Origin of the sequence: Micromonospora sp. NPDC023644, assembly GCF_040640115.1 — a bacterium.
Taxonomy (GTDB): domain Bacteria; phylum Actinomycetota; class Actinomycetes; order Mycobacteriales; family Micromonosporaceae; genus Micromonospora.
The window spans coordinates 141,323-166,583 of sequence record NZ_JBFABA010000008.1 but is presented as its reverse complement, the minus strand read 5'-3'; the positions used below and the strand labels follow the sequence as shown (position 1 = coordinate 166,583).

General features: G+C 73.3%; 26 protein-coding genes. 9 read left to right on the top strand and 17 right to left on the bottom strand.

All coding sequences use genetic code 11. From position 1 onward, the window contains the following. Positions 1–29: 29 nt before the first annotated feature. Both AB0G08_RS09560 and AB0G08_RS09555 read right to left on the bottom strand, forming a co-directional pair. Complete coding sequence (locus tag AB0G08_RS09560; protein WP_358085526.1) at positions 30–485, bottom strand: hypothetical protein; 456 nt, start codon at positions 483–485, stop codon at positions 30–32. Positions 486–528: 43 nt separating this feature from the next. After that, positions 529–1,518: a 4-hydroxy-3-methylbut-2-enyl diphosphate reductase gene (locus AB0G08_RS09555; protein ID WP_358085523.1), complete on the bottom strand. Its 990-nt coding sequence runs from the start codon at positions 1,516–1,518 to the stop codon at positions 529–531. Between the two features lie 162 nt (positions 1,519–1,680). Between AB0G08_RS09555 and xseA the strand changes: the two genes are divergently transcribed. Both xseA and AB0G08_RS09545 read left to right on the top strand, forming a co-directional pair. Next, positions 1,681–2,847, top strand: a complete 1,167-nt coding sequence (xseA, locus tag AB0G08_RS09550) for an exodeoxyribonuclease VII large subunit (RefSeq protein ID WP_358085609.1) — start codon at positions 1,681–1,683, stop codon at positions 2,845–2,847. Between the two features lie 36 nt (positions 2,848–2,883). Continuing rightward, the gene (locus AB0G08_RS09545) at positions 2,884–3,096 is read left to right on the top strand and encodes an exodeoxyribonuclease VII small subunit (protein WP_358085605.1); all 213 of its coding nucleotides are present in this window, start codon (positions 2,884–2,886) and stop codon (positions 3,094–3,096) included. 112 nt (positions 3,097–3,208) lie between these two features. Here the strand turns inward: AB0G08_RS09545 and AB0G08_RS09540 are convergent, their stop codons facing one another. From AB0G08_RS09540 to AB0G08_RS09530, 3 genes are all read right to left on the bottom strand, one after another. Beyond that, the gene (locus tag AB0G08_RS09540; RefSeq protein ID WP_358085520.1) at positions 3,209–4,081 is read right to left on the bottom strand and encodes a hypothetical protein; all 873 of its coding nucleotides are present in this window, start codon (positions 4,079–4,081) and stop codon (positions 3,209–3,211) included. 241 nt (positions 4,082–4,322) lie between these two features. Beyond that, positions 4,323–5,138 carry a hypothetical protein gene (locus AB0G08_RS09535; protein ID WP_358085517.1) on the bottom strand — a complete coding sequence of 272 codons (816 nt, stop codon included), beginning with the start codon at positions 5,136–5,138 and terminating at the stop codon, positions 4,323–4,325. A 112-nt stretch (positions 5,139–5,250) separates the two neighbouring features. Continuing rightward, complete coding sequence (locus tag AB0G08_RS09530; protein ID WP_358085515.1) at positions 5,251–5,964, bottom strand: DUF4245 family protein; 714 nt, start codon at positions 5,962–5,964, stop codon at positions 5,251–5,253. Positions 5,965–6,116: 152 nt separating this feature from the next. On the opposite strand from AB0G08_RS09530, the gene glpX reads away from it, so the two are divergent. Continuing rightward, positions 6,117–7,148 carry a class II fructose-bisphosphatase gene (gene glpX / locus AB0G08_RS09525; protein ID WP_357873245.1) on the top strand — a complete coding sequence of 344 codons (1,032 nt, stop codon included), beginning with the start codon at positions 6,117–6,119 and terminating at the stop codon, positions 7,146–7,148. Continuing rightward, positions 7,145–8,125 carry a DMT family transporter gene (locus AB0G08_RS09520; protein ID WP_358085512.1) on the top strand — a complete coding sequence of 327 codons (981 nt, stop codon included), beginning with the start codon at positions 7,145–7,147 and terminating at the stop codon, positions 8,123–8,125. Before glpX ends, AB0G08_RS09520 begins: the two co-directional genes overlap by 4 nt. Before the next feature lie 168 nt (positions 8,126–8,293). Here the strand turns inward: AB0G08_RS09520 and AB0G08_RS09515 are convergent, their stop codons facing one another. The 7 genes from AB0G08_RS09515 to AB0G08_RS09485 form a co-directional block, all read right to left on the bottom strand. Next, positions 8,294–9,883 (bottom strand): hypothetical protein, encoded by a 1,590-nt coding sequence (locus AB0G08_RS09515; protein WP_358085509.1) that lies wholly within the window; start codon positions 9,881–9,883, stop codon positions 8,294–8,296. A 66-nt stretch (positions 9,884–9,949) separates the two neighbouring features. Further along, a complete protein-coding gene (locus AB0G08_RS09510; protein ID WP_358085506.1) occupies positions 9,950–10,918 on the bottom strand; it encodes an NAD(P)/FAD-dependent oxidoreductase in 969 nt (322 codons plus the stop codon). A 114-nt stretch (positions 10,919–11,032) separates the two neighbouring features. Beyond that, a complete protein-coding gene (locus AB0G08_RS09505; RefSeq protein WP_121396582.1) occupies positions 11,033–11,686 on the bottom strand; it encodes a rhomboid family intramembrane serine protease in 654 nt (217 codons plus the stop codon). Between the two features lie 113 nt (positions 11,687–11,799). Further along, positions 11,800–12,498 carry a lytic transglycosylase domain-containing protein gene (locus AB0G08_RS09500; RefSeq protein WP_358085501.1) on the bottom strand — a complete coding sequence of 233 codons (699 nt, stop codon included), beginning with the start codon at positions 12,496–12,498 and terminating at the stop codon, positions 11,800–11,802. A 275-nt stretch (positions 12,499–12,773) separates the two neighbouring features. Continuing rightward, positions 12,774–14,189: a PhoH family protein gene (locus AB0G08_RS09495; RefSeq protein WP_358085498.1), complete on the bottom strand. Its 1,416-nt coding sequence runs from the start codon at positions 14,187–14,189 to the stop codon at positions 12,774–12,776. A gap of 379 nt (positions 14,190–14,568) precedes the next feature. Next, the gene (locus AB0G08_RS09490) at positions 14,569–14,907 is read right to left on the bottom strand and encodes a hypothetical protein (protein ID WP_358085496.1); all 339 of its coding nucleotides are present in this window, start codon (positions 14,905–14,907) and stop codon (positions 14,569–14,571) included. Between the two features lie 31 nt (positions 14,908–14,938). Continuing rightward, positions 14,939–15,283 carry a hypothetical protein gene (locus AB0G08_RS09485; RefSeq protein WP_358085493.1) on the bottom strand — a complete coding sequence of 115 codons (345 nt, stop codon included), beginning with the start codon at positions 15,281–15,283 and terminating at the stop codon, positions 14,939–14,941. Between the two features lie 264 nt (positions 15,284–15,547). On the opposite strand from AB0G08_RS09485, the gene AB0G08_RS09480 reads away from it, so the two are divergent. The 3 genes from AB0G08_RS09480 to otsB all read left to right on the top strand — a co-directional run bounded on the left by AB0G08_RS09480 (position 15,548) and on the right by otsB (position 17,428). Next, positions 15,548–15,988, top strand: coding sequence for an XRE family transcriptional regulator (locus tag AB0G08_RS09480; RefSeq protein WP_358085490.1), 441 nt, complete (start codon positions 15,548–15,550; stop codon positions 15,986–15,988). Between the two features lie 162 nt (positions 15,989–16,150). After that, positions 16,151–16,504 carry a hypothetical protein gene (locus AB0G08_RS09475; protein WP_358085487.1) on the top strand — a complete coding sequence of 118 codons (354 nt, stop codon included), beginning with the start codon at positions 16,151–16,153 and terminating at the stop codon, positions 16,502–16,504. A 99-nt stretch (positions 16,505–16,603) separates the two neighbouring features. Next, positions 16,604–17,428, top strand: a complete 825-nt coding sequence (otsB, locus tag AB0G08_RS09470) for a trehalose-phosphatase (RefSeq protein ID WP_358085485.1) — start codon at positions 16,604–16,606, stop codon at positions 17,426–17,428. Between the two features lie 58 nt (positions 17,429–17,486). Here otsB and AB0G08_RS09465 read toward each other — a convergent pair whose 3' ends face one another. The 4 genes from AB0G08_RS09465 to AB0G08_RS09450 form a co-directional block, all read right to left on the bottom strand. Beyond that, entirely contained in the window at positions 17,487–18,257 is a 771-nt protein-coding gene (locus AB0G08_RS09465; RefSeq protein ID WP_358085483.1) for an isoprenyl transferase, read from the bottom strand. Between the two features lie 31 nt (positions 18,258–18,288). After that, entirely contained in the window at positions 18,289–19,461 is a 1,173-nt protein-coding gene (locus AB0G08_RS09460) for a geranylgeranyl reductase family protein (RefSeq protein ID WP_358085480.1), read from the bottom strand. Between the two features lie 585 nt (positions 19,462–20,046). Continuing rightward, complete coding sequence (locus AB0G08_RS09455) at positions 20,047–20,907, bottom strand: hypothetical protein (protein WP_358085477.1); 861 nt, start codon at positions 20,905–20,907, stop codon at positions 20,047–20,049. Positions 20,908–20,950: 43 nt separating this feature from the next. After that, positions 20,951–22,792: a phosphoenolpyruvate carboxykinase (GTP) gene (locus AB0G08_RS09450; RefSeq protein ID WP_358085474.1), complete on the bottom strand. Its 1,842-nt coding sequence runs from the start codon at positions 22,790–22,792 to the stop codon at positions 20,951–20,953. Positions 22,793–23,187: 395 nt separating this feature from the next. Between AB0G08_RS09450 and AB0G08_RS09445 the strand changes: the two genes are divergently transcribed. Beyond that, positions 23,188–23,721, top strand: coding sequence for a GtrA family protein (locus tag AB0G08_RS09445; protein WP_358085601.1), 534 nt, complete (start codon positions 23,188–23,190; stop codon positions 23,719–23,721). 64 nt (positions 23,722–23,785) lie between these two features. Next, complete coding sequence (locus AB0G08_RS09440) at positions 23,786–24,532, top strand: GtrA family protein (RefSeq protein WP_358085598.1); 747 nt, start codon at positions 23,786–23,788, stop codon at positions 24,530–24,532. A 106-nt stretch (positions 24,533–24,638) separates the two neighbouring features. Here AB0G08_RS09440 and AB0G08_RS09435 read toward each other — a convergent pair whose 3' ends face one another. Continuing rightward, a complete protein-coding gene (locus AB0G08_RS09435; RefSeq protein ID WP_358085472.1) occupies positions 24,639–25,211 on the bottom strand; it encodes a PH domain-containing protein in 573 nt (190 codons plus the stop codon). Positions 25,212–25,261: the final 50 nt, after the last annotated feature.

Genomic DNA, 25,261 nt, shown 5'->3' with positions numbered 1-25,261 from the left:
ACGACCGGACGGGCCCGGGCCCGTCCGGGTCAGCCGCGGCGGGCGGTCTCGACCAGGAAGGGCGTGCCCTGCTGGCAGGTCGTGAGCAGGTCCCGCTGGACCCGGCCGGTGACCGTGACCTTCGCGCCCGGCTTCAGCAGGTCACGCGGGCCGCCGATCAGCAGGTAGTTGTCGAGCAGCAGGCAGTTGGGCTCCACGCCGGCGGTGACGGTCCCGGTCAGCGTGGCCCCGCCGACCGGCGGCGGCTTCGTCGGCCCGCCGCCGGGCCTCGTGGGCGGGGGCAGGGCCGGCCCCGTCGGGTCCACCGGGTCGCCGGGGGTCGGCGGGACTGCGGGGCTGCTCGGATCCGGGCTGGGCGGGCTGGTCACCGGCTGTGCTCCCGTCGGGGTCGGGGTGGGGGTGTCGCCGGCACCGTCCTGGCCGCCGCAGGCGCTCAGCGCCACGCAGACGGCCAGCGCGGAGACGGCGAGCCGAAGAGTCCTCATACCCGAGTCTGACGCAGCGGGGCCGCCCGCCGTTCCCGTCCGCTCAGCCGCGGGCCGCGGCGGCGGCCTTCATGTCCCGCTTGAGCTCCTGCGGCAGCGAGAAGGTCAGCCGCTCGTTGGCGGTCACCACCTCGTCGACGTCGGTGAAGCCGCGCGCGGCGAGGTGGGCGAGCACCTCCTGGACCAGCTGGTCGGGGACGCTGGCGCCCGAGGTCAGGCCCACCGTGCGCGCCCCCTCCAGCCAGGCGTCGTCGATCTCGTGCGCGAAGTCGACGAGGTGACCGGCGCGCGCCCCGGCGTCCAGGGCGACCTCGACGAGGCGTACGGAGTTGGAGGAGTTGGTCGAGCCCACGACGATCACCACGTCGCACTCGGGCGCGATCTCCTTGACCACGTGCTGCCGGTTGGAGGTGGCGTAGCAGATGTCGTCGCTGGGCGGCGACTGGAGCATCGGCAGCCGCTTCTTGAGCCGGGCCACCGTCTCCAGCGTCTCGTCGACCGAGAGGGTGGTCTGGGAGAGCCAGACGACCTTGTTCGGGTCGCGGACGGTGATCCTGTCGGCGTCCTCCGGGCCGTCCACGAGCTGGATGTGCTCGGGGGCCTCGCCGGAGGTGCCGATGACCTCCTCGTGCCCCTCGTGGCCGATCAGCAGGATGTCGTAGTCCTCGGCGGCGAACCGCTTCGCCTCCTGGTGCACCTTCGTGACCAGCGGGCAGGTCGCGTCGATCGCCCGCAGCGAGCGGGTGCGGGCCTGCTCGTAGACCTCCGGGGCCACCCCGTGCGCGGAGAAGATGACGGTGGCGCCCTCCGGCACCTCCTCGTTCTCCTCCACGAAGATCGCGCCCTGGGCCTCCAGGGTCTGCACGACGTGCTTGTTGTGCACGATCTGCTTGCGCACGTAGATCGGGGCGCCGTAGAGCTTGAGTGCCTCCTCCACGGTCTGCACCGCGCGGTCCACGCCCGCGCAGTAGCCGCGGGGCTTGGCCAGGATCACGCGCTTGCCGGTCCGGGACGTCGCTTCAACCTGAGTCACCCGCCCATCGTACGTGCCGCTGCGGAGCACGACGCGGGACGCGACGGCCACCACGACGCCACGGACGAGCCGCGCGGGACTGTCCGGGGCGGGCCGTAGGGTGGGCGCGTGAGCACAGGCGAGGTGGGGCGGAGCACGTCCGAGGAGCCGTGGCCGGTCCGGGTGGTCAGCCAGAAGGTCGGCGCCTGGATCGCCCGGCTGGGCTGGGTGTGGGTGGACGGGCAGGTGGCGCAGATCAGCCGCCGGCCGGGCGCCAGCACCGTCTTCCTCACCCTGCGGGACCCGTCGGCCGACCTGAGCCTGACGGTCACCACCAACCGGGACGTCCTGGACGTCGGCGCGCCGGAGCTGCGCGAGGGCGCGCGGGTGGTGCTGCACGCCAAGCCGGAGTTCTACGCCGCCCGGGGCACGCTGAGCCTGCGCGCCGACGAGATCCGGCAGGTCGGCCTCGGCGAGCTGCTGGCCCGGCTGGAGAAGCTCAAGAAGCTGCTGGCGGCGGAGGGGCTGTTCGACCGGGCGCGCAAGCGCCGGCCGCCGTTCCTGCCCAACCGGGTCGGGCTGATCACGGGCCGCGCCTCGGCCGCCGAGCGGGACGTGCTGACCAACGCCCGCCGGCGCTGGCCGGCGGTGGAGTTCCGCACGGTCAACGTGGCCGTGCAGGGGCCGAGCGCCGTCCCGCAGATCGTCGACGCGCTCAAGGTGCTGGACGCCGACCCGGCCGTCGACGTGATCGTCATCGCCCGGGGCGGGGGCGGCATCGAGGACCTGCTCCCCTTCTCCGACGAGGCGCTCTGCCGGGCGGTCTTCGCCTGCCGCACACCCGTGGTCAGCGCGATCGGCCACGAGACCGACACGCCGCTGGTCGACTACGTCGCCGACGTGCGGGCCTCGACGCCGACCGACGCGGCCAAGCGCGTGGTGCCCGACCTCACCGAGGAGGTGCGCGTCATCCGGCAGGCCCGGCACCGCCTCGAACGCGCGGTGCGCAACCTGGTGGACCGCGAGTCGCACCGGCTCGACGGGCTGCGCTCCCGGCCGGTGCTGGCCCGCCCGCAGGTGATGGTCGACCAGCGGCTCGCCGACCTGACCGGGCTGCGCCAGCGGGCCGGGCGCTGCCTGGACCACCGGCTCGCCGCCGCCGACGACGACCTGCGGCACACCCTGGCCCGGCTGCGCGCCCTCTCCCCCGCCGCCACCCTCGACCGGGGCTACGCGATCGTCCAGCGCGCCGACGGTCAGGTCGTCCGCGCCGCGTCCGAGGTCGGCGAGGGCGACCCGCTCCGGGTACGCCTCGCCGACGGCGAGCTGGCCGCGACGGTCGACGGCTGAGCGGGACGGGGATCACGATGTGGTGGGATGGCAGCGATGACTGACGAGAAGAAGGACGAACGGCTCAGCTACGAGCAGGCCCGCGCCGAGCTGGCGTCGGTGGTCGAGCGGCTGGAGACCGGCGGCACCACGCTGGAGGAGTCGCTGGCGCTCTGGGAGCGCGGCGAGAAGCTCGCCGAGACCTGCCAGCGCTGGCTCGACGGCGCCCGCGCCCGCATCGACGCCGCCCGCCAGGACCCGGCCTCCTGACCCACCCCGCCCCAACCGCGCGTCGATCATGGAGTTGTGGTGGGCGGTAGAGGGCGTTTCGCGCCCTCTGTCACCCACCACAACCGCATGATCGACGGGGCTGGGGTCGGGGTCAGTTGAACAGGTTGTAGAACTCGGCCGGCGCCTCGACCACCTGGTCCGCCGGCGGCTTCTGCGCGGCGGTGGCGCTGCCGTAGTCCGAGTACGTGATCCGGATGTCCTGCGCCTTCGTCTGGCCGGCGGCCGGGATCTGGATGACCATCTCGCTGAGCCGGCCCTGCGGGTCGAGCTTCGCGGTGAACGGCACCGACTTCGCCTGCGCCCCGAGGGCCGTGATCACGGTCGGGTCCACCGAACCCGCCTCGGCCGCCTTCGACACGTCGATGGTGCCGGCGTACTCGCCCTCGCCCGTCTGACGCACCTCCGTGATGCCCTGCGTCAGCACCTCGCTGCCGGCGGGGTCGACCTTGTCGAAGTCGAAGCCGAGGTTGCGGTTGCCCTTGATCCGGGTCTGGTCTAGGTGCTGGTACTTGCCGAGGTTCAGCTTCTGCACGCCCGGCACGCTCTTGGCGGTCGTGCCGCCGAGCTCGACCTTCACCCAGCTGTCCGGCTTGTAGTGGACGAGGTCGAGCTTCATGAACAGGTCGTCGGTCGGCTTGCCGATCGTCACCCGCATCTCGGCGCTCTGGGTGGGCTCGTGCACCCGACCCTCGGCCGTCGAGCCGACACCGGACATGGTGAACCGGAAGTTGCCGTTGCTGATCTCGCGGGTCGAGGCCAGCAGTGCCTGCTTGGCGTCGCCGGGCACCGGGGCCGCGCTGCCGGAGGCCGCGGGCGTACCCGAGGCCGCGGGCGTGCCGGAGGCCGAGACGGCCGGGGAGGCGGACGAGCCCGCCGTCGGGGTCCCGGAAGCGTTGCAGGCAGCCAGGCCGGGAGTGAACAGGGCGGCGGCCATCAGGCCGGCGCTCAGGCGTCGAACAGTCATACGTGTCTCCCACGAGGGTCACCCGACGCACCTGGCGGCGGCCGGAAACCGGGCGACGCACCACGTCGGCTGCGCCGCGCGAGCCCCTGGGGCCGGTCGCCGCGGCGACCGACCGGGGTTCGCTCCACTCCTGTTCCCTGTCGCCGCGTCGCACAATCACCGGGATGTCCGGTTGCCCCGCTCGGGTGACCCGGAACGCGGAAACGGGGCGGCCGAGGCCGCCCCGTTCCGTGTGCCGGTGCTACTTCTTGAACATCTCGTAGGTCTCCGGGGAGGCCTCGACCACCTTGTCGGCCGCCGGCTTCTGCGCGGCGGTGGCGTTGCCGTAGTCCGCGTACGTGACCTTGATGTCGTGCGCCTTGGTCTCACCGGCGGCCGGCACCGAGATGACCAGCTCGGTGAGCCGGCCCTCCGCGTCCAGCTTGGCGGTGAAGGGCAGCGACTTGGCCTGCGCGCCGAGGGCCTTGACCATGTCGGCGTCCACGGCGGACGACTCGGTCGCGGCCGACGCGTCGAGCTTGCCGGTGTAGCTGCCCTCGGCGGTCTTCTGCACCTCGGTGATGCCCTTGGTCAGGACCGCGCTGCCGGCCGGGTCGACCTCCTCCATGTAGCGGCTGAGCTCGCCGGCGCCCTTGACCTTGGACTGGTCGAGGTGCTGGTACTTGCCCTTCATCTTCTCCGCACCCGGGATCATGTTGCCCAGCTCGCCGAGGTCGATCATCACCCAGCTCTCGGGCTGGATGAAGATCAGCTCCATGCCCATCGACGCGCCGGAGCCGTCGTCGAACTTCATGCTGAACTGCGCGCTGTTGCTGGGCTTGTGCACCAGGCCCTTGCCGCTCAGCCCGGCGCCGGCGAGCGTGAAGGTGAAGTTACCCTTCTCGATCTCCTTGGTGGAGGCGAGCAGCGCCTCCTTCGGGTCGGCGGGCACGGCCGGCGCGGACGACGCGGACGAGCCGCCGGCGGCGGACTCCGAAGTGTCCGACTTGCAGGCCGTCAGGCCGGAAACCAGAAGGGTGGCGGCGAGCACGCCGACGCTCCACCGTCGAATGTTCACAGTTGTCTCTCTTCGCGAAACGGTAAGCACCCGGCGGCCGTGGGCCGCCGGGCAGTGAGCCGGGGCAGCGTAGCCGATGCGACCGACACCCGGGGGGCAGCCGTGCAGGCGGCTACCGGATCGCCCCGGCCAGGTGTCGCAGCTCGTTGTCCCGGGCGTCGCCGGCCACGATCACGGTCCGGTTCGGTTCGAGCAGGACCAGCGCCTGCTCGTTGCCGCGGGCGGTGTACCGCTGCCAGGTGCGCCCGCCCAGCTCCGTCTGGCCCTGCGGTTGCCCCTCGGCGGTCAGCTCCGTCGGCAGCAGCCGCTCCGGCGGCACGCTGCTCTGCACCAGCTGGGCGCCCCGCCCCTCGGGGGTCAGATAACCGAGACGCAGGCTGGCCCCGCCCTCGACGGTCTGGAAGTTCGCGCTGACCGGGCGCCACCCGTCGCCCAGCTCCACCGGCTCGCTCACGGGGAAGGCGTTGGCGGCCCGCGCCGACTCGAGGGCGGGCGCCGGGTCGACGGTCGTCGGCTGGTCGCCGCCGAGGAACCCCCGGTAGAAGGCGAGCAGCAGGGCGATCGGGATCAGCAGCACGAGCAGCGAGATCGCCATGTCCTTGGGCGAGCGTTCCGACTTGCGGGTGTCGACCGCGGGCGGCGGCGCGGGGTGCTCGCCCGTCTCCGCCACGCCGCCGGGCGGCGTCGCCCCGGGCGCGCCGGCGGGTTCGACCAGCGCCGGCTCCCCCTCGGGTACGGCGGTGGCCCCGGCCGGAGCGACGGGCGGCTGGCCGTCCGGCGGCGTCGAGTCGGCGGGTACGCGATCGGCAGGCTGTGCGGCTTCCACCCCGCCATCTTCGCAGTTGCCCGACCGGCCGTATCCGGGCCATCACCGCCCCGATCCCGCGCGGGGTGAGCCATCGTGTGAGGATCAGCGACAAAGCCGGCAGCGGCGACGCCGCACCCTGCCGCCCCGCAACGTCGCGAGGAGGAGCCGTCATGACGAACACCAGGACGCGGATCCCACAGGATCTCGACCGTAACCTCGCCCTCGACCTGGTCCGGGTCACCGAGGCCGCGGCGATGGCCGCCGGTCGCTGGGTCGGTCGGGGCGACAAGGAGGGCGGCGACGGAGCCGCCGTCGACGCGATGCGCAAGCTGATCAACTCGATCCCCATGCGGGGCGTCGTGGTGATCGGCGAGGGCGAGAAGGACAACGCCCCGATGCTCTTCAACGGCGAGCAGGTCGGCGACGGCACCGGCCCGGAGGTGGACGTCGCGGTCGACCCGGTCGACGGCACCACGCTGATGAGCAAGGGCATGCCGAACGCGCTGGCGGTGCTCGCCGTGTCCGAGCGGGGTGCGATGTTCGACCCGAGCGCGGTCTTCTACATGGAGAAGCTCGCCGTCGGACCGGCGTACGCCGACGTGGTGGACATCAACGCCGGGGTGGCCGAGAACCTGCGCCGGATCGCCAAGGTCAAGGGCACCGACGTCTCCGAGGTCACGGTCTGCGTGCTGGACCGGAGCCGGCACGACGACCTGGTCACGCAGATCCGCCGGGCCGGGGCGGGCATCCGCTTCATCTCGGACGGGGACATCGCCGGTTCCATCGCGGCGGCCCGGGGCGAGTCGGACGTCGACGTGCTGATGGGCATCGGCGGCACCCCCGAGGGCATCATCTCCGCCTGCGCGCTGAAGTGCATGGGCGGGGCGATGCAGGCCAAGCTCTGGCCGCGCGACGCCGAGGAGCGGGAGAAGGCGCTCGCCGCCGGGCACGACCTGGACCGGGTGCTGAGCACCGACGACCTCGTCACCGGGGACAACTGCTTCTTCGTGGCCACCGGCGTCACCTCCGGCGACCTGCTGCGTGGCGTCCGCTACCGGGCCGGCGGCGCGTACACGCAGTCGATCGTCATGCGTTCGAAGAGCGGCACGATCCGGGTGATCGACTCGTACCACCGGCTGGAGAAGCTCGCCCTCTACTCGGCGGTCGACTTCGACGGCCGCCCGCTGGCCGAGCAGGAGTGAGCGTCGCCGGGACGCTGGCCCCGCCGACCCCGTCGGCGGCCCGCCGGATCACCGGCGTGGGCCTCGCGACCGCCTCCGGGCTGGCCGTGGCCGTGCAGTCCCGGATCAACGGCGAGTTGGGCGTACGCCTGGCCGACGGGATCGCCGCCGCGGTGGTCTCGTTCGGGCTGGGCCTGGTGGTGCTGCTGGTGCTGGTCCCCGCCACCCCGGGTGGGCGGCGGGGCCTGGTCGCCCTGCGCGGCGCGCTCACCGACGGCACGTTGCGGCCGTGGCAGTGCCTCGGCGGGGCGTGCGGCGCGCTCCTGGTCGCCGCCCAGGGGCTGACCATCGGCACCCTCGGCGTGGCCGTCTTCACGGTCGCGGTGGTGGCCGGCCAGTCCGGCAGCAGCCTGGCCGTCGACCGGGCGGGGGTCGGCCCGAGCGGCCCCCAGCCGGTCACCGGCCGACGGCTGGCCGGGGCGGCGCTGACCGTGGTCGCGGTCCTGCTGGCCGTCGGCGAGCGGCTCGGCGACCCGGGCACCCTCGGGCTGGCCCTGCTGCCGCTGATCGCCGGGGTGGGCATCGCCTGGCAGCAGGCGGTCAACGGCCGGGTGCGCACGGCCGCCGGCAGCGCGCTGACCGCCACGCTGGTCAACTTCAGCGTCGGTACGGTGGCCCTGCTGGTCACCTTCGCCGTCGACGTCGCGATCCGGGGCTGGCCGGCGGGCGGCGCGCCGGCGGAGCCGTGGCTCTACCTGGGCGGGCCGATCGGGATCGTGTTCATCGCGATCGCCGCGGCGATCGTCCGGTTCACCGGCGTGCTGCTGCTCGGCCTGGCCACCATCGCCGGGCAGATCGTCGGCGCGGTGCTGCTGGACCTGCTGCTGCCCACGGCCGCCTCCCGCCCGGGCCTCGTCACCCTGCTCGGCGCGGCGCTGACCATGGTCGCCGTCGGCGTCGCCGCCCTCGCGCCGACCGCGCCCCGTCCGCCCCGCTGACCTTCCGCCGCCCGCCCGACCGTGGCCGACGCAGACGCCCTGCGGGCCCGACCGTGCCCGGCGCGGACGCCCTGTGGGCCCGACCGTGGCCGGCGCGGACGCCCCGCGTGTTCGACCGTGGCCGGCACGGACACCGTGCCGGCCGGCCCGCCGCGCAATCGGCACGGATCAGCGGGGCGGCCCGGCGGGGGCGGCCGGCCAGGGCGGGTCGACCGGGTGGGCGGGCGCGGTGACCAGCCGGGCCGCCCGCCAGCCCAGCAGCAGCCCCGGCACGGTGGCCGCCACGGCGATCAGCAGCGCCGTGCCGGTGTGCGCGGGCCGTCCGTAGAGCCAGCCGACCAGCGGCAGCGCGGCCAGCGCCAGGGCCAGCGCGGCGGCCAGCAGCACCTCCAGCGTCCACCGCCCCGACGGCTCGGCCGGCGCACGGACGGAGAGCAGCAGCACACCGAGCAGGACCGCGAGCAGGGCGACGACACCCGCCTCCGCGAAGAGCAGCGCACCCGACCAGACCACGGCCAGCAGCGCCCAGGCGGTGACACCGAGCGCGGCCAGGCAGGTCGGCCGCAAGCGGCTGGTGCCGGCCCGCAGACCCGCCCGCACACCGGACACGGCGAGCACCGACCCGGCCAGCGTGAGCCCCAGGAGCAGGGACAGGAGCGGATCGTCGCCCCGGTCCGCCGGGGTGCTCCGGCCGAACGCCGGTGGCCGCCCGGCGAACGGGTATCCGCCAGCCGCCTCCGTGCCGACGAAGCCGAGCCGCTCCCAGCTCCCGTCGGGCCGACGCACGGCGAAACCGTCCCGGCCGTTGGCCACCAACACGACGTGCCGGCCGTCGCCGGTGTCCCGCACGGTCAGCTCCTGCGTCGCGATCCGCTCCCCGCGCGGCCCCGGGTCCGGGTACTGCCGGCGCAGGACGGCGCGCTGCGCCTCGGTCGCGCCCCAGGCCGGACGCCAGCTGCGACCCGCGTCGTCGCTCTGCTCCACGGCGAGCCGGCCGGGCACCGGGCGGTAGCAGCGCGTCGGCGTGGCGGTCGAGCAGCCCCGGCTGACGGCACCGGCGACCGGCCCCTTCGCACCGGTCAACGCCTCGGCCTCGCCCCGCGTCGGGTCGCGCCACGTCGCCCCCGCGTCGTCGCTCACCCGCCACGTGGGCACGCTGTCGAACACCTTGTCGGCGTAGCCGTGGCCGACACCGGCCGCCAACCGTTCGTCGAGGACCGCCGCCCGGACGGCGTCGGGGTGGTGGACGGGGCTGGTGGCTGCCACCGCCAGCGTCGCCGCCGGCAGCAGCACCAGCAGCCGGACCAGCCGGGCGGAGCGCCGTCGTACCGGCTCCCGCCGCGCCCGGGACCAGACCCACCAGGCGAGGGCCAGCGCCGGCAGGGCGAGCAGGTCGGTGCGGTCCGCCCGGACCAGCGACGGCCCGCTGACGGCGCTCCAGAGCGCCGAGGCGCCGGCGGCGGCGTACCCGATGGACTTGACCGCGGTGAATCCGGCCGCGACGAGCCCGAGGCCGAGCGCGACGGCGACGCGGGCCGGCAGCCGGGAGGCCACCAGGGTGAGCAGCACCGCGACCAGCGGCGGCGCGAGGAGCAACCCGGCGACGTCGCTGAGCTTCCCGGTCACGAGACCGGGGAAGGCCGCCTTGAGCAGGTGGTCGTTGGCCACGAGGAGGACGAGGGCCGCGACCGTCGCGGGGTGGCCCAGCCAGGCCAGGGCGGCCGGCGCGCCGTCGCGGTGCGGGGGCGGAGCGCTCATCGGCCCACGGTCGCAGCCACCGATCTCGATCCGGCCACGGGCGGGGCAGTATCCGGTGACGGTACGTCAGGTGCCGTCGGACGAGTGCCCGGGGAACAGGTGCGCGCTCGGGTCGATGGCCACCGCCGCGTTGTTGACCGCCGTGGCGGCCTCGCCGAAGCCGGTCGCGATCAGCCGCACCTTGCCCGGATATTCGGTGATGTCGCCCGCCGCGAAGACCCGGGGCAGGTTCGTCGCCATCGCGCTGTCGACCACGATGTGCCGGCGGTCCAGCCGCAGCCCCCACTCGGCCAGCGGGCCGAGGTCGGCGGTGAAGCCGAGGGCGGCCACCACCGTGTCCACCGGCAGCAGTTCCGCCGCGCCACCGCGTACGGTGATCTCGGCGCCGGTCACCGCGCCGTCGCCGTGCAGCCGGGTCACCTCGGCGTTGACGATCACGCGCACCGGCAGCCCGAGCACCCGGGCGACGGTGGCCGCGTGCGCCCGGAACTTCTCCCGCCGGTGCACCACCGTCACCGAGCGGGCCAGCGGCTGGAGCGTCGACGCCCAGTCGAAGGCGGAGTCGCCGCCGCCGACGATCAGCACGTCCCGGTCGGCCAGCTCGGTCGGCTGCGGTACGAAGTAGACGATTCCGGCGCCGGCGAAGTGCTCCGCCACCGGCAGCGGGCGGGGCGTGAAGCTGCCCAGCCCACCGGTGACGACCACCGCCCCGCACCGCAGCTGCTGGCCCCCGGCGAGACCGAGCACCGGGCGCTCGTCGGCGTACGAGAGCTTCTCGGCGCGGGTGCCGAGCAGGTAGCACGGGTCGAAGGGAGCCGCCTGGGCGACGAGGCTGGCCACCAGGTCCCGCCCCTTGACCGCCGGGAAGCCGGCCACGTCGTGGATCAGCTTCTCCGGGTACAAGGCGGTGATCTGGCCGCCGGGCTCGGGCAGCGCGTCGACGACCGCGACGGAGAGCCCGCGGAATCCGGCGTAGTACGCCGCGAACAGTCCGGCCGGGCCGGCCCCGATCACCGCGACATCGACCTCGCGCATGGGCGTACCGTCGCTTTCCGCTCACGGATCAACGCGTGCTGACACCGACGGTAGGGCCGGCGCTACGCCCGGGCAAGGACGTCCCGTGCTCAGCTGGTGGCGGCGCGTCGGCGCTCAGGGCATGGTGAGCGTGGACTCCGAGCGGTGGGGGCCGCCCAGGTCGCCCCGGCGACGCCGGAAGATGATCGCGGCGACCACCCCGCCGAGCAGCCCGAACAGGTGGCCCTGCCAGGAGATCCGCTCGTCGGTGGGGAGGATGCCGACCAGCTGCCAGCCGTAGAGCAGGCCGACGAGCAGGAAGACCGCGAAGTTCCACCAGCTCCGTTCGACGATGCCCCGGGTCAGCAGGATGCCCAGGTAGCCGAAGATGACCCCGCTCGCGCCCACCACCACGGAGGTCGACGAGCCGGTGAACCACACCCCCAGCCCGCTGACCAGGATGATGACGAGCGTCGACCAGAGGAAGCGGCGGGCGCCGGCGGCGAGCACGAAGGTGCCGAGCAGGATCAGCGGGATGCTGTTGCTGTAGAGGTGGTCGAAGCCGTGGTGCAGGAACGGCGAGAAGAAGACCCCGTCGAGCCCGTCGATGCGCTTCGGGATGATCCCGGCCGTGGCGTCGAGGCCGAACGCGAGCCCCTGGTCGAGGGCCTCGATGAGGAAGAGGAACGGCACCACCGCGCACATGGCGACGAAGGCCCGGCCGAGCGCGGCGTAGAACGCCTCGGTGCCGAACCGGTGCGGGTCGCCGCTTCCCGGGTGCAGGGTCACCCGTCAAGAGCTATCAGGTGACGGGCGAAGCCGCCACTTCTGCGGCGATCCGTACCCGGAACGACGAGGGCGGGGTGTGTGGACGCCCACACACCCCGCCCTCGAAGGGTCGGTCAGTACCAGCCCACGTCCTGGGAGTGCGCCCAGGCCTTGCAGGGCGAACCGTAGCGGCCCTCGATGTAGCCGAGGCCCCACTTGATCTGGGTCGCCGGGTTGGTCTGCCAGTCGTCGGCGACGGAGCCCATCTTGCTGCCCGGCAGCGCCTGCGGGATGCCGTACGCCCCGGACGAGGGGTTGCGGGCCTTGTGGTTCCAGCCGCTCTCCTTGTCCCAGAGCTTGTTCAGGCAGGGGAACTGGTCCATCCCGAAGCCCGCCTTCACCATGAGCGCGCAGCCGACCTCGCGGTTGCCGCTGAACTCGGCACAGGACGCCGGGATCGGCCCCTCGTACGGCTTGCTCTCGGCGGCCTTCTCGGCCGCGGCCTTGGCGGCGGCCTCGCGGGCCTTCTTCCGCGACGCGGCGGCGGCCTCGGCCTCGCGGGCCCGCTTGGCGGCCTCCTTGGCCGCCGCGGCGGCGCGCAGCTTCGCCTGGTACTCGGCGGCTCGCTGCTTCGCGGACTGCACCTGCTGGGCGGCCTGCCGCTCCTGCTGGTACTCGGTCTCGGCCTGCTCGACAGCGGCACCGACCTGTGCGGTCAGGCCCTGCTGCTGGGTCTGTCGGTCTTCACCCAGGTAGACACCGCCAGCGACGCCCACGGAGAGCAGCGCGACAGCGGCCGTACGGGCGCCGAACCGGCTCCACAGCCGACTCACGAAGTGGTCCCTTCGTCGGGTGCAAGGACACGGCGCGGGTGGCACCCCGGGTGGGATGCGTCTCGCGTCGCGAGCGCCCCGACCCGGTGCCGGTCGCAGCCGACGTACCCCGGTGGAGGCTGGCGTGTCCTGTGACGAACGATCACCAACGATCTTCTCGGTACGTGGGCGCTCGTGGGACACCATCGCGCACGGTGGGACTCATGGGAAACCAAGAGCCTCGATTGTGACTTGCGCCACAAAGAGAATGCGGACAAAACCCTACAGAACGGCCGTCATCGCGGGATGTCCTCCAGCAGATCGGTCACCATCGCGGCGATCGGCGAGCGCTCCGAACGGCTGAGGGTGACGTGGGCGAAGAGCGGATGGCCCTTCAGCGCCTCGATCACCGCGGTCACCCCGTCGTGCCGCCCGACGCGGAGATTGTCCCGCTGGGCGACGTCGTGGGTGAGCACCACCCGGGAGCCCTGGCCGATCCGCGAGAGCACCGTCAGCAGCACGCCACGCTCCAGCGACTGCGCCTCGTCCACGATCACGAAGGCGTCGTGCAGGCTGCGGCCCCGGATGTGCGTCAGCGGCAGCACCTCCAGCAGCCCCCGCGAGGTGACCTCGTCCAGCACGTTCTCGTGCACCACCGCGCCGAGGGTGTCGAAGACGGCCTGCGCCCAGGGCGACATCTTCTCCGACTCCGAGCCGGGGAGATAGCCCAGCTCCTGGCCGCCGACGGCGTAGAGCGGGCGGAAGACGACGACCTTCTTGTGCCGGCGGCGCTCCATCACCGCCTCCAGCCCGGCGCAGAGGGCCAGCGCCGACTTGCCCGTGCCGGCCCGCCCGCCCAGCGAGACGATGCCGACCGACTCGTCCAGCAGCAGGTCGAGCGCGATCCGCTGCTCCGCCGAGCGGCCGTGCAGCCCGAACGCCTCCCGGTCGCCGCGCACCAGCCGTACGGTCTTGTCGGGCAGCACCCGGCCGAGCGCCGAGCCCCGGCCCGAGTGCAGCACCAGGCCGGTGTGGCAGGGCAGCCCGGCGGCGGCGTCCAGGTCGAGCGCGTCGCCGGCGTAGAGCCGGCCGATCTGCTCCTCGGCGAGTTCCAGCTCGGCCATCCCGGTCCAGGTGGGGTCGCTGGCCTGGCCGTGCCGGTACTCGTCGGCCCGCAGGCCCACCGAGGCGGCCTTGACCCGCAGCGGCATGTCCTTGCTGACCAGGGTCACCTCCCGCCCCTCGGCGGCGAGGTTCAACGCGACGGAGAGGATCCGGGCGTCGTTGGAGTCGGTGCGGAACCCGGGCGGCAGCACGCCGCCGTCGGAGTGGTTGAGCTCCACCCGCAGCGTGCCGCCGGAGTCGTTGGCGGGCACCGGGATGTCCAGCCGCCCGTGCCGGACCCGCAGCTCGTCCAGCATGCGCAGGGACTGCCGGGCGAACCAGCCCAGCTCCGGGTGGTGTCGCTTGCCCTCCAGTTCGGAGATGACTACGAGGGGCAGGACCACCTCGTGCTCGGCGAAGCGGTGGAAGGCCGCCGGGTCGGACAGGAGCACCGAGGTGTCCAGGACGAACGCCTGGCCTGCTTGTCGGGGCTCCTCGCTGCCGACCGGAGCGGCGGACGCGCTGCGGCGGCTCCGGGTGGCGCGGCGGGTCGTGGCAGTCGCGGCCGGGGTCTGGTCGGTCCCGGCGGGCGTACGGCGAGTCGTCACAGGCCTGCTCCGACGGATGGGCACCCGCCACCCGTGTTCCGCCTCCTCCGGTGCCCGGGGACACGGGGTCGGATGCGGAACCCCGTGTGCGAGGTCGCAGATCCGGGCGGACCGGCTGGCCCGGGAGAACCCCGTGCCATGCCTAGACGCTAGCCGCGTCGGCCCCCGTGGGCTAGAGGGCGGACGTGGATCTCCGGGGACCGGCGGGTGAACTCGGCCGGCGGCGGAACCGGCCGGGATGCATGCCCCCTGCGCGCACCCCGGCCGGCGGGACCACCGTCACCGGTCTGACGTGGTCCCGACGGTGCGTGTCCGCCGCGGACGACGCACCGCGCCTGGTTCCGGTCGACGGGGCCTCGGGCTCCCCGTCGACCGGGGCTCAACCGGTCCGCCGGACCAGCGTGCCGGTCGGCTGCCGCCCGGTGACCGGGGCGACCGGCGCCGAGAACGACGAGCCGGTGTACGTGGTGCCGGGCCGGACCACCGTGCCGGTGACCCGGGTGGTGGTGGCGGGCGCCGGGCCGGCCAGGGCGGACGCGATGGCGGCCTGGGCGTCGCGGCGACGCCGGTTCCAGGCCCCCCGGTCGCCGTCGAAGTAACCCTGGCGGTAGCCGAACCGGTAGCCGATCCGGTAACTGAGCTGACCGTGCAGCCGCCCGGCCGCGTAGCTCGTGGCGCCGAGGACGAGCACGAGGAAGACGGCGAGGAAGGGGCTCATCCGGCGGCTCCGGTGCGCCGCGGGTCCCGGGTCATCGCTCCTCCGGCTCGGTCGGGGCGGGCTCGGCCACCAGGAGCCGGTCCAGGTCGTCGGTGCTGACCTCCTCGACCAGCTCCACGCTGATCCGGCAGCCGTCGAGGACGACCTCGGCCACCGAGGAGCGGCGGATCTCCCCGCCGGCGTCGTACACCCGGACGCTGACCTCGGGGCAGCCGAGGTGGGTACGCCAGGCGTCCCACTCGGTGCGGTCGCCGACGCTGAGTGACAGGTAACGGCAGCCCCGGGCGAGGTAGAGCCGCCATGGCGCGCTCAGGCCCGTGGCCACCCCCTCCGCGATCAGGCCGAAGGCCTGGGCACGGGTGGCTAGCTCGGTCACCACACCCCCCTCGCGCCGGGGGCGTGACGCATGTGAGCACTGATCGTCTCATGCACGTGACACACCGTAGAATGTCCCATGGACGTGACAGTATCAGCTTTTCGTCTGTTTACCGCGACCTCTACGGGCATCTATTCTGCCCAGGTGACACCCCTCAAGAGCGGTGCCGGATCGTTTACCGGCACTTCGACGAACGCGTCACGTCCGCGTGACAGCAGCGTGCCAGGACACGCACCGGTGGCCGGATGGTCGTACCGTCACCAGGTGACCGAGACGGCCAACGCACGGAAGATCGCCTTCGCCACCTTCGTCCGGCGGGCGCTCGACGAGGCCCGGGCCACCCGGGCGTGGAGCGGCACCGAGGTGTCCCGTCGCACCGGCGTCTCCCGGCAGACCATCAACCGCTGGGTCCGGGGCGACTGGGCGAGCGACCCCGAGGCCGAGCGCGTGGTCGCGTTCTGCGAGGGCCTCGGCCTCAGCCCCGCGACCGCCTTCGCCGCGCTCGGCTGGGAACGGGCGGCCACCCCCCGCAGCGCCCCGACCCCGCCGCCGATGGACCCGGACGTGGAGGCGCTGCTGCGTCGGCTCGTGGACCCCGACGTCTCCGACGCGGAGAAGTTCCACATCCGGGAAACCATCAGATATCTCGCGTACCGCCCCACCCTTCCGGTCGACGTCCGAAAACGAGGGAAACAGGCCGGCTAGTTCCTCAGATGGCGAAAGAACGGCAGGTCAGACTCATTCGTTTCGCTCCGGGGCCGGAACGGGCGCGCTAGCGTCCGTACTCGTACTGCTTGGGCTCGTCGTCGGCGGGGGGACGGGACAAGGCCGAACCCAGCCCTGCGGGACAGAAGGAGGGGTCTGTCCATGACCCTGAAGTGGATGGCAGTCGTGATCGCCACCGTGTCGCTGACACTGGGCGTGACCGGAAACGTGGTGACCCTGGCGGTCAACGGCGGGCAGCTTCCCCTGCTCGTCAACCTCCTCGCGCTCACCTCCGCCGGCACCGCGGTGGTCCTGGCCGTGGTCGCCGAGCTGCACGACCGGCTCGACAACCGGGTCAGCGCCCTGACCGACTTCCTGGTCGGCCGGCTGGCGGAGATCGAGGAACGCACCGGCGACCGCAACAGCGGATTCGTCGAGGGTTACCTGCTCAACCACGGCCAGGAGGCCGCCGTCGTGCCGTTCGGCCGGCGGGGACGGGGAGCCGCCGAACGCTGACCGTCGGCCTGTCGCACACCGACCGCGCGCCCCCGGTGCCGGCCGGGGGCACCTCTCGGCCGGGGATTGAGCCGCCCCGCCCGGGGTACGCTGACGCGCGTGCCGCCGTTGAATCTGGGCAACCAGCAGCCGAGGATCCCGTTGGACGCCGACCAGGCCTGGCGGACGACCGCCGGGAGGTCGGCCGGAACCGTCCTCTTCTTCGACTTCGACGGCACCCTGGCGCCGGTCGACGACGATCCCACCGCCGTCCGGCCCGCCCCGATGGTGCTGGCCGCGATCGAGGCGCTGGCCCCGGTAGTCCGGCGGGTCGCGATCGTCTCCGCGCGCCCGGTCGACTTCCTCCGCGACCATTTCGGCGGCCTCGCCGGCGTCGACCTGTACGGCCTCTACGGGCTGGAGCACAGCCACTCCGGCGGCGAGACCGTGACGGAGCCGGCGGCCCTGCCGTGGGTGCCGACCATGGCCGAGCTGGCCGACCTGGCCCGGGCCGAGCTGCCCGAGGGCACGCTGGTGGAGTACAAGCGGCTCTCCGTGGCGCTGCACTGGCGCACCGCGCCGCAGCTCGGCGCGGCCGTCGAGCGGTGGGGCCGGGCCCAGGCCGAGCGGCTCGGGCTCAAGGTCCAGGCCGGGCGGATGGTGCTGGAGCTCAAGCCCCCGGTCGACCGCGACAAGGGCATGGTGATCGACGAGATCGTCCGGGACGCCGAGGGCGCCTGGTACTTCGGCGACGACGTCTCCGACATCAAGGCGTTCGCCGCGCTGCGGGCCCGGGCCGCCGCCGATCCGCACTTCTTCGGCGTCTGCGTCGCCGTCGCCAACCCCGAGACGGGCCACGAGGTCGCGGAGGCCGCCGACCTGACGCTGGACTCCCCCGCCGCCCTCGGCGCCTTCCTCACCGACGCCACCCGCCACCTCACCTGACGCTCCCGCCCGACCGGGGCCGGTTCCACCCGACCGGGTGAGGCCCCGGAGGCCGGGGTCAGGCGCCGTAGCGGCGTTGGCGGTTGGCGTAGGAGCGCAGGGCACGCAGGAAGTCGATGTGCCGGAAGTCCGGCCAGTTGAGCTCGCAGAAGTAGAACTCCGAGTGCGCCGACTGCCACAGCATGAAGCCGGAGAGGCGCTGCTCGCCGCTGGTCCGGATGACCAGGTCGGGATCGGGCTGGCCCCGGGTGTAGAGGTGCTCGGCGATGTGCTCGACGTCCAGCACCTCGGCCAGCTCCTCCAGCGTGCCGCCGGAGGCGGCGTACTCCAGCAGCAGCGACCGCACCGCGTCGGTGATCTCCCGCCGGCCGCCGTAGCCGACCGCGATGTTGACCTCGGTCCCGCCGCTGCGGTCCCGGGTGCGTTCCTCGGCGGCCTTCAGCGCGGCGGCGGTCGAGGCCGGGAGCAGGTCGAGCGCGCCGACCATCCGCAGCCGCCAGGGATTGCCCTCCTCGGCCAGCTCGACGACCAGGTCCTCGATGATCTGGAGCAGCGGGTCGAGTTCCTTGGCCGGGCGCCGCAGGTTGTCGGTGGCCAGGAGGTAGAGCGTCACATGCTCGATGCCGGCCTGGTTGCACCAGCCCAGCATGTGCTTGATCTTGACGGCGCCCATCCGATGGCCGTCGTTCGGGTCGACGTAGCCCATCTCCCTGGCCCACCTGCGGTTGCCGTCGCACATCACGCCGACGTGCCGGGGCACCGGCTTGCCCGCGAGCTTCGCCGTCAGGCGACGCTCGTACACCGAGTAGATCAGGTCCCGCAGAGTCATCACCTTGCAGCGTAGCGACCTTCGCGGCGGTTCACCGCCTCGGAGTCCGCTCCCACGCCGACAGACCGACGCCGATCATGCCCAGCGTGCGGGCGTCGAGCCGCCCGTCGCCCAGCCCCAGCTCGACCACCGTCCGGTAGACCCGGTCGTCCCGGCGGGCCGCCCGGACCGCCGCGTCGACCACCTGCCGGTGTCGGGCCAACCACGCCGCGAGCGAGCTGTGCCGCAGGTGCGTGCCGAGGCGGCGGCGCAGCGTCGCCGCGTACCGCCGGGCGGCCTGCTCGGGCGAGCCGGCGGCCGCCGCGCCGGCGAGCGCGCCGGAGAGCAGCGCGTAGAAGATGCCCTCGCCGGTGAACGGGTTGATCAGGGAGAGCGCGTCGCCGGCGAGCACCAGCCGGCCGCGCCCGGGGGCGGGACGGTGCGTCGACAGCGGCAGGTGGTGCGCCCGCAGGTCGGTGACCGTGGCCGGGTCCGTGCCGGGCAGCAGCGCGCCCAGGCGGTCGACCAGGTGCGCCCGGGTCAGCGGCTCGCCCCGCAGCACCTCCCCGTACCCGACGTTCGCCCGACCGTCCCCGATCGGGAACGACCAGGCGTACGCCGGCCAGCGCGGCGCCGAGGTGACGATGAGCTGCTCGGGCGGGCCGGGCAGCGCCGGGGCGTACCCCCGGATGGCGAGCGCCAGGTGCCGGTCGGGGTTCGGCCGGTGCCCGAGCGCCCGCCGGACCACGGATCCGGCGCCGTCCGCGCCGACCACCGCCCGCGCCGCCAACCCGCCGTCGAGCACCACCCGGTCCGCCCGGACCTCGACGCGCCGCACCGCGTGCCGGCGCAGCTGCGCGCCGGCCGCGACCGCCGCCGCCACCAGCCGGGCGTCGAAGACCATCCGGGGCACGGTGTACGCCGGCCGGGGCAGCGCCCGGGCCACGGTGCCGCCGCCCGGCCCGACCAGCCGCAGCGCCGGCAGCGGCGCGTGCCCGGCGACCGCGTCGGGCACCCCCAGCTCGTCCAGCACCTCCAGCGCGTGCGCGGCGATGCCGTCCCCGCACGCCTTGTCCCGAGGAAAGTCGGACCGGTCCAGCAGCAGCACGCTCGCCCCCGCCCGCCGGGCCGCCAGCGCGGCGGCCGACCCGGCCGGACCGGCCCCCACCACCACCACGTCGAACTCGTCGCCCACGGACTGGTCGTCCACCGCGTCGCCTCCCACCGCCGGTCCGGCTCCTCCGGCCATCCTGCCGCCGAAGACGCGCGCCGCCCCGAAACCCGCCCGGCACGTCGGCCGGGCCGTCCCGGTGCCGCCGGCGCTGCCAGCGCCGATCCGCACCCGCACCGGCCGCGCGGGCCCCGTGGGAAGTCACCGCGGGTCGCCGGGCAGGAACCGGTCGTCCCGATCCCGGTCGCGGGGGCCGAGTGCTCGGTCTCGCCGGACAGCGCCCATGAGGATCCCGCTCCGGACAGCGCCCATGAGGATCCCGCTGATGTTCACGTAGCCGGCGATCGCTCCCGGAGTGCCGCCGGTTCCGCCGCCCTCGCCGACGGGCCGACCCCGGACGGAGCGGCCCGCGAACACCGATGTGCAGGCGCTGTCGAGCTGCCCGCACGGATGGGGCAGGGAGTTCCCGGGTCCGTGGCCGCTGGCGGTCCCATGGACGGGGCAGCTCGACAGCGCGCACGGGCACCGCCTCTGGCTGGTCACTTCTCCCTTTGCGCGGCGGGTCATACCCCCGGCGTGCGGAGGTGACCCGCGACGTCCCTCTCCGGGCTCCCTGTGCGGGCTCCCTGTGCCGGCTCTTCATGCCGCCCGGGCGGGCCGTTCGGCGCGGGTGGCGCGCCACAGGCCGTAGAGCGTCAGCCCGGCGGCAGCCACCAGCGGGCCGCCGTCGCGCACCAGTCCGTCCGGGCCGAGCAGCCACCAGCACAGCGGCAGGTCGACGGCGAGCACGACCGCGGTGACGGCCACCAGCAGCGTGCGCGCCCAGCCCTTGCCGCGCATCAGGAAGGCGGTGCAGAAGAGCACCGCGTAGCTGGTCACGATCCCGGCGACGAACCAGGCCAGCACGGCGGGCACGGCGGCCAGCCGGTCGTCCAGCACCGCGCCGCCGGCGACCAGCGCCGGCACCAGCATGAGCGGGCTGTACGTGAACGCCGCGACCCGGCTGGTGAGCAGCCAACCGCTGACCTCCGGCCGGCGGGGCGGGGTCTCCCGCCAGGAGATGCCCTCGCGGTCGATGACCAGCCGGGGCCGGTGGCGGACCAGGTGCCCGGCCACCGCGGGTGAGCGGTAGAGCAGCCAGACCACGGCGGCGCAGAGCACGGTGAGCAGGGCGAACCCGAGCAGCCCCGGCAGCGGCGGCACCCCCTGCCGGGGCACGATCAGCCGGCCGACCGCGAAGACCGTGGTCACCGCCAGGATCAGTCCGAACGGCCGGGCCACCGTCCGGCCCCGACGGACGTGCCCGATCAGCAGCAGGAAGCCGAGCGACCGGAGCATCGCCCAGCCCGTCCGCACCGCCAGCCCGAAGCCCTGCTCCGGGGCGTACCACCAGTTGAGCAGCTCGACCACGACGGTGGCCGCCGCGGTCAGTGCGAGCAGCGTGGTCAGGGCCCGGACGGCGGACGGCCGCCGGACCTCGGTCGCGGCGGCCGTCCTCATGGGATCCGATGATGCCCGATCGGGGCCTCGGTCACACCTCTGCTCAGCGCTGGGGCGCCGCGTCGAGCCGGGCGCGTAGCGCGTCCAGCTCGGCCCAGAGCACGCCTGGCAGCTTGTCGCCGAACTTCTCGAACCACTCGGTGACCATCGGGAGCTCCGCGCGCCACTCCTCCGGGTCGACCTTCAGCGCGATCCGGACGTCCTCCGGGGTCATGTCCAGGCCCTCGACGTCGAGCGCGTCCTGGGCCGGGACCATGCCGATCGGGGTCTCCACCGCCTCGGCGCGCCCCTCGATCCGCTCGATGATCCACTTGAGCACCCGGGAGTTCTCGCCGAAGCCCGGCCAGAGGAAGTTGCCCTCCGGGTCCTTGCGGAACCAGTTGACGTAGTAGATCTTCGGCAGCTTCGACTCGTCGCCGTCGGTGCCCTTGCCCATCTCGATCCAGTGCCGGAAGTAGTCGCCGGCGTGGTAACCGATGAACGGGAGCATCGCCATCGGGTCGCGCCGGACGACGCCGACCGCGCCGGACGCGGCGGCGGTGGTCTCCGAGGAGAGCGTCGCGCCCATGTAGACGCCGTGCACCCAGTCGCGGGCCTCGGTCACCAGCGGGATGGTGTCCCGGCGGCGACCGCCGAAGAGGATCGCGTCGATCGGCACGCCGTTCGGGTCGTAGTAGTCCTCGGCGAGGATCGGGCACTGGGTGATCGGGGTGCAGAACCGGCTGTTCGCGTGCGAGGAGAGGCTGTCGCTCTGCGGCGTCCAGTCGTTGCCCTTCCAGTCGACCAGGTGCGCCGGCGGCTCGCCCATGCCCTCCCACCAGATGTCCCCGTCGTCGGTCAGGGCGACGTTGGTGAAGATGGAGTTGCCGCGGTCCAGCGTCCGCATCGCGTTGGCGTTGGTCTTCCAGTCGGTGCCGGGCGCGACGCCGAAGAGGCCGTACTCCGGGTTGACCGCGTAGAGGCGGCCGTCCGGGCCGAAGCGCATCCAGGCGATGTCGTCGCCGATGGTCTCGACCTTCCAGCCCGGGACGGTCGGCTCCAGCATGGCCAGGTTGGTCTTGCCGCAGGCCGACGGGAAGGCCCCGGCGACGTGGTAGACCTTCCCCTCCGGCGAGGTGATCTTGAGGATGAGCATGTGCTCGGCGAGCCAGCCCTCGTCGCGGCCCATCACGCTGGCGATCCGCAGCGAGTAGCACTTCTTGCCGAGCAGCGAGTTGCCGCCGTAGCCGGAGCCGAAGGACCAGATCTCCCGGCTCTCCGGGAAGTGCGAGATGTACTTCGTCTCGTTGCACGGCCACGCCACGTCCTGCTGGCCGGGGGCGAGCGGGGCGCCGATGGAGTGCAGCGCGTGGACGAAGTCGGCGTCGTCGCCCATGGCCTCCAGGACCTTGGCGCCCATCCGGGTCATGATGCGCATGGAGGCGACCACGTACGGGCTGTCGGTGATCTCGACGCCGAACATGGGGCTCTCGGCCTCGACCGGGCCCATGCAGAACGGGATGACGTACATGGTGCGCCCGCGCATGCAACCGCGGTACAGCTCCGTCATCGTCCGCTTCATCTCGGCCGGCGCCATCCAGTTGTTGGTGGGGCCGGCGTCCGCCTCGTCGACGGAGCAGATGAAGGTGCGCTCCTCGACCCGGGCGACGTCCGTCGGGTCGGTGCGCGCGTAGAACGAGTTGGGCTTCTTCTCGGGGTTGAGCCGGATCAGGGTGCCGGCCTCGACCAGCTCGTCGGTGAGGCGGCGCCACTCCTCGTCGGACCCGTCCACCCAGACGACGCGGTCGGGGGTGGTCAGTTCAGCGACCTCACGGACCCAGGCGAGCAGTTTGGGGTGGGACGTCGGGGCCTGATCGATACCCCGAACGGTAGCCGGAGCAACCATGACACATCTCCTTGTGGTCGACGCTGACCGATCTATGGGATGCACGAGTCTTGACGGCGCGATGCGTCGCCTTCGTGGAAACCTGGGATTGGCCTCAGCGTAAACCGGGCGAGGTCACCAGTCAGTGGGACTGGTTGTGAAGAACTGCACAAGGTGCGGGCACGCTGCGGCATCACGAGCTAATACCCGCTTTCACGCGCAGTTTCACGCAAATCCTGTGGGGAAACCTCACCGGCCGGGTCGGCCGCGTCCCGTCGGCGGAACCCGCGATCCGCCCCGGAGGGCCGCCCGGTCCCGCTACGCTCTGTCCACAGGCGCACACCCGCACAGGCGGTCCGCCGTTGCTACCCGTGCGGGATGTCCCGAGCCGGTAGGCTCGCGTCGTGGCCGCGACGATGACCGGGGAGCCAGGCTCCCGGCAGACCCGCCCGGGTCTGGTCCGCTCGCTGGTGGACCGTTTCGGCCACCTGGTCCGCGAGTTGAGCAAGTTCGCCACCGTGGGCGGGATCGCCTTCCTGATCGACTTCGCGCTCTTCAACTACCTGACGAGCGTGCGGGGCGTCGAGCAGGTCACCGCGAAGACCATCTCGACGGTGGTCGCGGCGTCCGTCGCGTTCGTCGGCAACCGGTTCTGGACGTGGCGGCACCGCAAGCGCTCCAACCCGGCCCGCGAGTACGCGCTGTTCTTCTTCTTCAACGGCGTCGGCCTGGGGATCGCCGTGGCCTGCCTGGCGGTCAGCCGCTACGGCCTGGGCAGCATCTGGCCGGAGGTGTTCCAGACCCCGCTGGCCGACAACATCGCCAGCTTCATCGTCGGGACCGGCCTCGGGACGCTGTTCCGGTTCTGGTCCTACCGACGGTTCGTCTTCGTCGAAGCGGGAACCCCGACCGTTCCGGAAGAGAAGCACGACCGAGACCACCGGGCGTGACCTACCGCCCACCCCGTCCCGGCCGGAGCCTGCCGGCCCCGCCCACTGCCCTAAGGTGTTCCGCATGCGTCTTGTCCGTCTGCTGCCTGAGCGCTGGCAGAAGTTCATCCACGAGGCGCTCAAGTTCGGAATCGTCGGCGGCGTCAACACCGTAATCAATTACGCCGTGTTCAATGCGCTCGCACTGACCGTTTTCGTCGATGGTCAACTGAAGGCGACGGTCATCGCGACCGTAGTGGCGACGATCACGTCTTATCTGATGAATCGTCACTGGACGTACCGCGATCGGCCGAAATCAGCCATGCGGCGCGAGTACGCCCTCTTCTTCCTCTTCAACGGCGCCGGCCTGCTCATCGAGCTGGGCGTCCTGGCCGCCGCCAAGTACGGCTTGGGCCTGACCAGCCTGCTGGCCCTCAACGTGGCCAAGACCGGTGGCGTGCTGCTCGCGACGCTGTTCCGGTTCTGGTCCTACCGGACGTTCGTCTTCCAACCGGCGCCGGCCCACGCGGCCGAGACGTGGCACAGCATCCCGCGCGACGAGTGGGACACGATGGCCGAGATGGACCCGGTGGCCGAGCTGGCCGAGTCGATCTCCGAGCTGGAGGAGTCCGAACCACCGCCGGGCTCCGCGCGGCCCGCCCCGCGCGTCGCGCCCGGCGCCGAGCCCGCGCCGGCGGCGGGCCCGGGGGCCCCGGTCCAGGGGCGCCCCGCCCCGCTCGACGCCGGCCTCGGCGGCTCCCTCGACCGGGAGCTGGAGGCGGAGCTGGCCGCCGAGCTGCAGGCCAGCACCCGCCGCCCGCCACGCCGCTGACCCACGCGCCACCACGGCCCCGACCGGCCCGACCGCCCGATCCGGGCCAGGCCGACCGGGGCCCTGGCGTCTCAGGAGGTCGGGTCGCGCAGCGGATTGCCGCGTCTCAGGCGGTCGGGTCGCGCAGGGGCTTGCCCTCGTGCAGGTCCGCCAGGATGTCGCGCATCTCGGTGTCGCCGAGGGAGTGCTTGTCGTGGTGGGCCTCCACCAGCTCGTAGAGCTTGGTCTGGACCTGGCCGACCCTCGGCACGTCGTGCAGGACGGACTGGCCGCGCTCACCGGCGGACTCGATGGTCAGGGTCCCGCAGCCGAGCAGGCGCTCCACGAACTGCTGGTTCATCGCGTGGTCGTTGATCCGGGTCAGCGGGATGTCCCGGCGGTCGCGGGAGAGCACCCCCTGCTGGAGCAGCACCCGCTCGTTGGTGAAGAGGTAGTGGGTGCTCCGCCAGACCAGGAACGGCCAGAGCGCCAGCCACAGCACCGCCAGCAGGGCCAGGCCGCCGATGACGGCGAGCGCGATCGAGCCGCCCCCGCCGGACGGCAGCAGGACCATGCCGGCCACCACCGCCGCGACGGCGAGCACGAGCACCGCGACCGGCCGGATCAGCGCCTTCCAGTGCGGGTGCAGGTGCAGTACGACGTGCTCGTCCTCGGTGAGCACGTCATCGGGGAACGCCACGGGAACCTCCTCGCAGAAACGGACGCGCTGACCGTAACCGCTCCCCTCAC

Bases quoted from the DNA above. Each gene is read 5' to 3' on its own strand.
- AB0G08_RS09445 (WP_358085601.1), top strand. From the start codon at position 23,188: ATGACCGGGGAGCCAGGCTCCCGGCAGACCCGCCCGGGTCTGGTCCGC.
- glpX (WP_357873245.1), top strand. From the start codon at position 6,117: ATGACGAACACCAGGACGCGGATCCCACAGGATCTCGACCGTAACCTC.
- AB0G08_RS09475 (WP_358085487.1), top strand. From the start codon at position 16,151: ATGACCCTGAAGTGGATGGCAGTCGTGATCGCCACCGTGTCGCTGACA.
- AB0G08_RS09545 (WP_358085605.1), top strand. From the start codon at position 2,884: ATGACTGACGAGAAGAAGGACGAACGGCTCAGCTACGAGCAGGCCCGC.
- AB0G08_RS09450 (WP_358085474.1), bottom strand. From the start codon at position 22,792: ATGGTTGCTCCGGCTACCGTTCGGGGTATCGATCAGGCCCCGACGTCC.
- AB0G08_RS09465 (WP_358085483.1), bottom strand. From the start codon at position 18,257: ATGACTCTGCGGGACCTGATCTACTCGGTGTACGAGCGTCGCCTGACG.
- AB0G08_RS09515 (WP_358085509.1), bottom strand. From the start codon at position 9,883: ATGAGCGCTCCGCCCCCGCACCGCGACGGCGCGCCGGCCGCCCTGGCC.
- AB0G08_RS09510 (WP_358085506.1), bottom strand. From the start codon at position 10,918: ATGCGCGAGGTCGATGTCGCGGTGATCGGGGCCGGCCCGGCCGGACTG.
- AB0G08_RS09560 (WP_358085526.1), bottom strand. From the start codon at position 485: ATGAGGACTCTTCGGCTCGCCGTCTCCGCGCTGGCCGTCTGCGTGGCG.
- AB0G08_RS09490 (WP_358085496.1), bottom strand. From the start codon at position 14,907: ATGAGCCCCTTCCTCGCCGTCTTCCTCGTGCTCGTCCTCGGCGCCACG.
- AB0G08_RS09540 (WP_358085520.1), bottom strand. From the start codon at position 4,081: ATGACTGTTCGACGCCTGAGCGCCGGCCTGATGGCCGCCGCCCTGTTC.
- AB0G08_RS09455 (WP_358085477.1), bottom strand. From the start codon at position 20,907: ATGAGGACGGCCGCCGCGACCGAGGTCCGGCGGCCGTCCGCCGTCCGG.
- AB0G08_RS09440 (WP_358085598.1), top strand. From the start codon at position 23,786: ATGCGTCTTGTCCGTCTGCTGCCTGAGCGCTGGCAGAAGTTCATCCAC.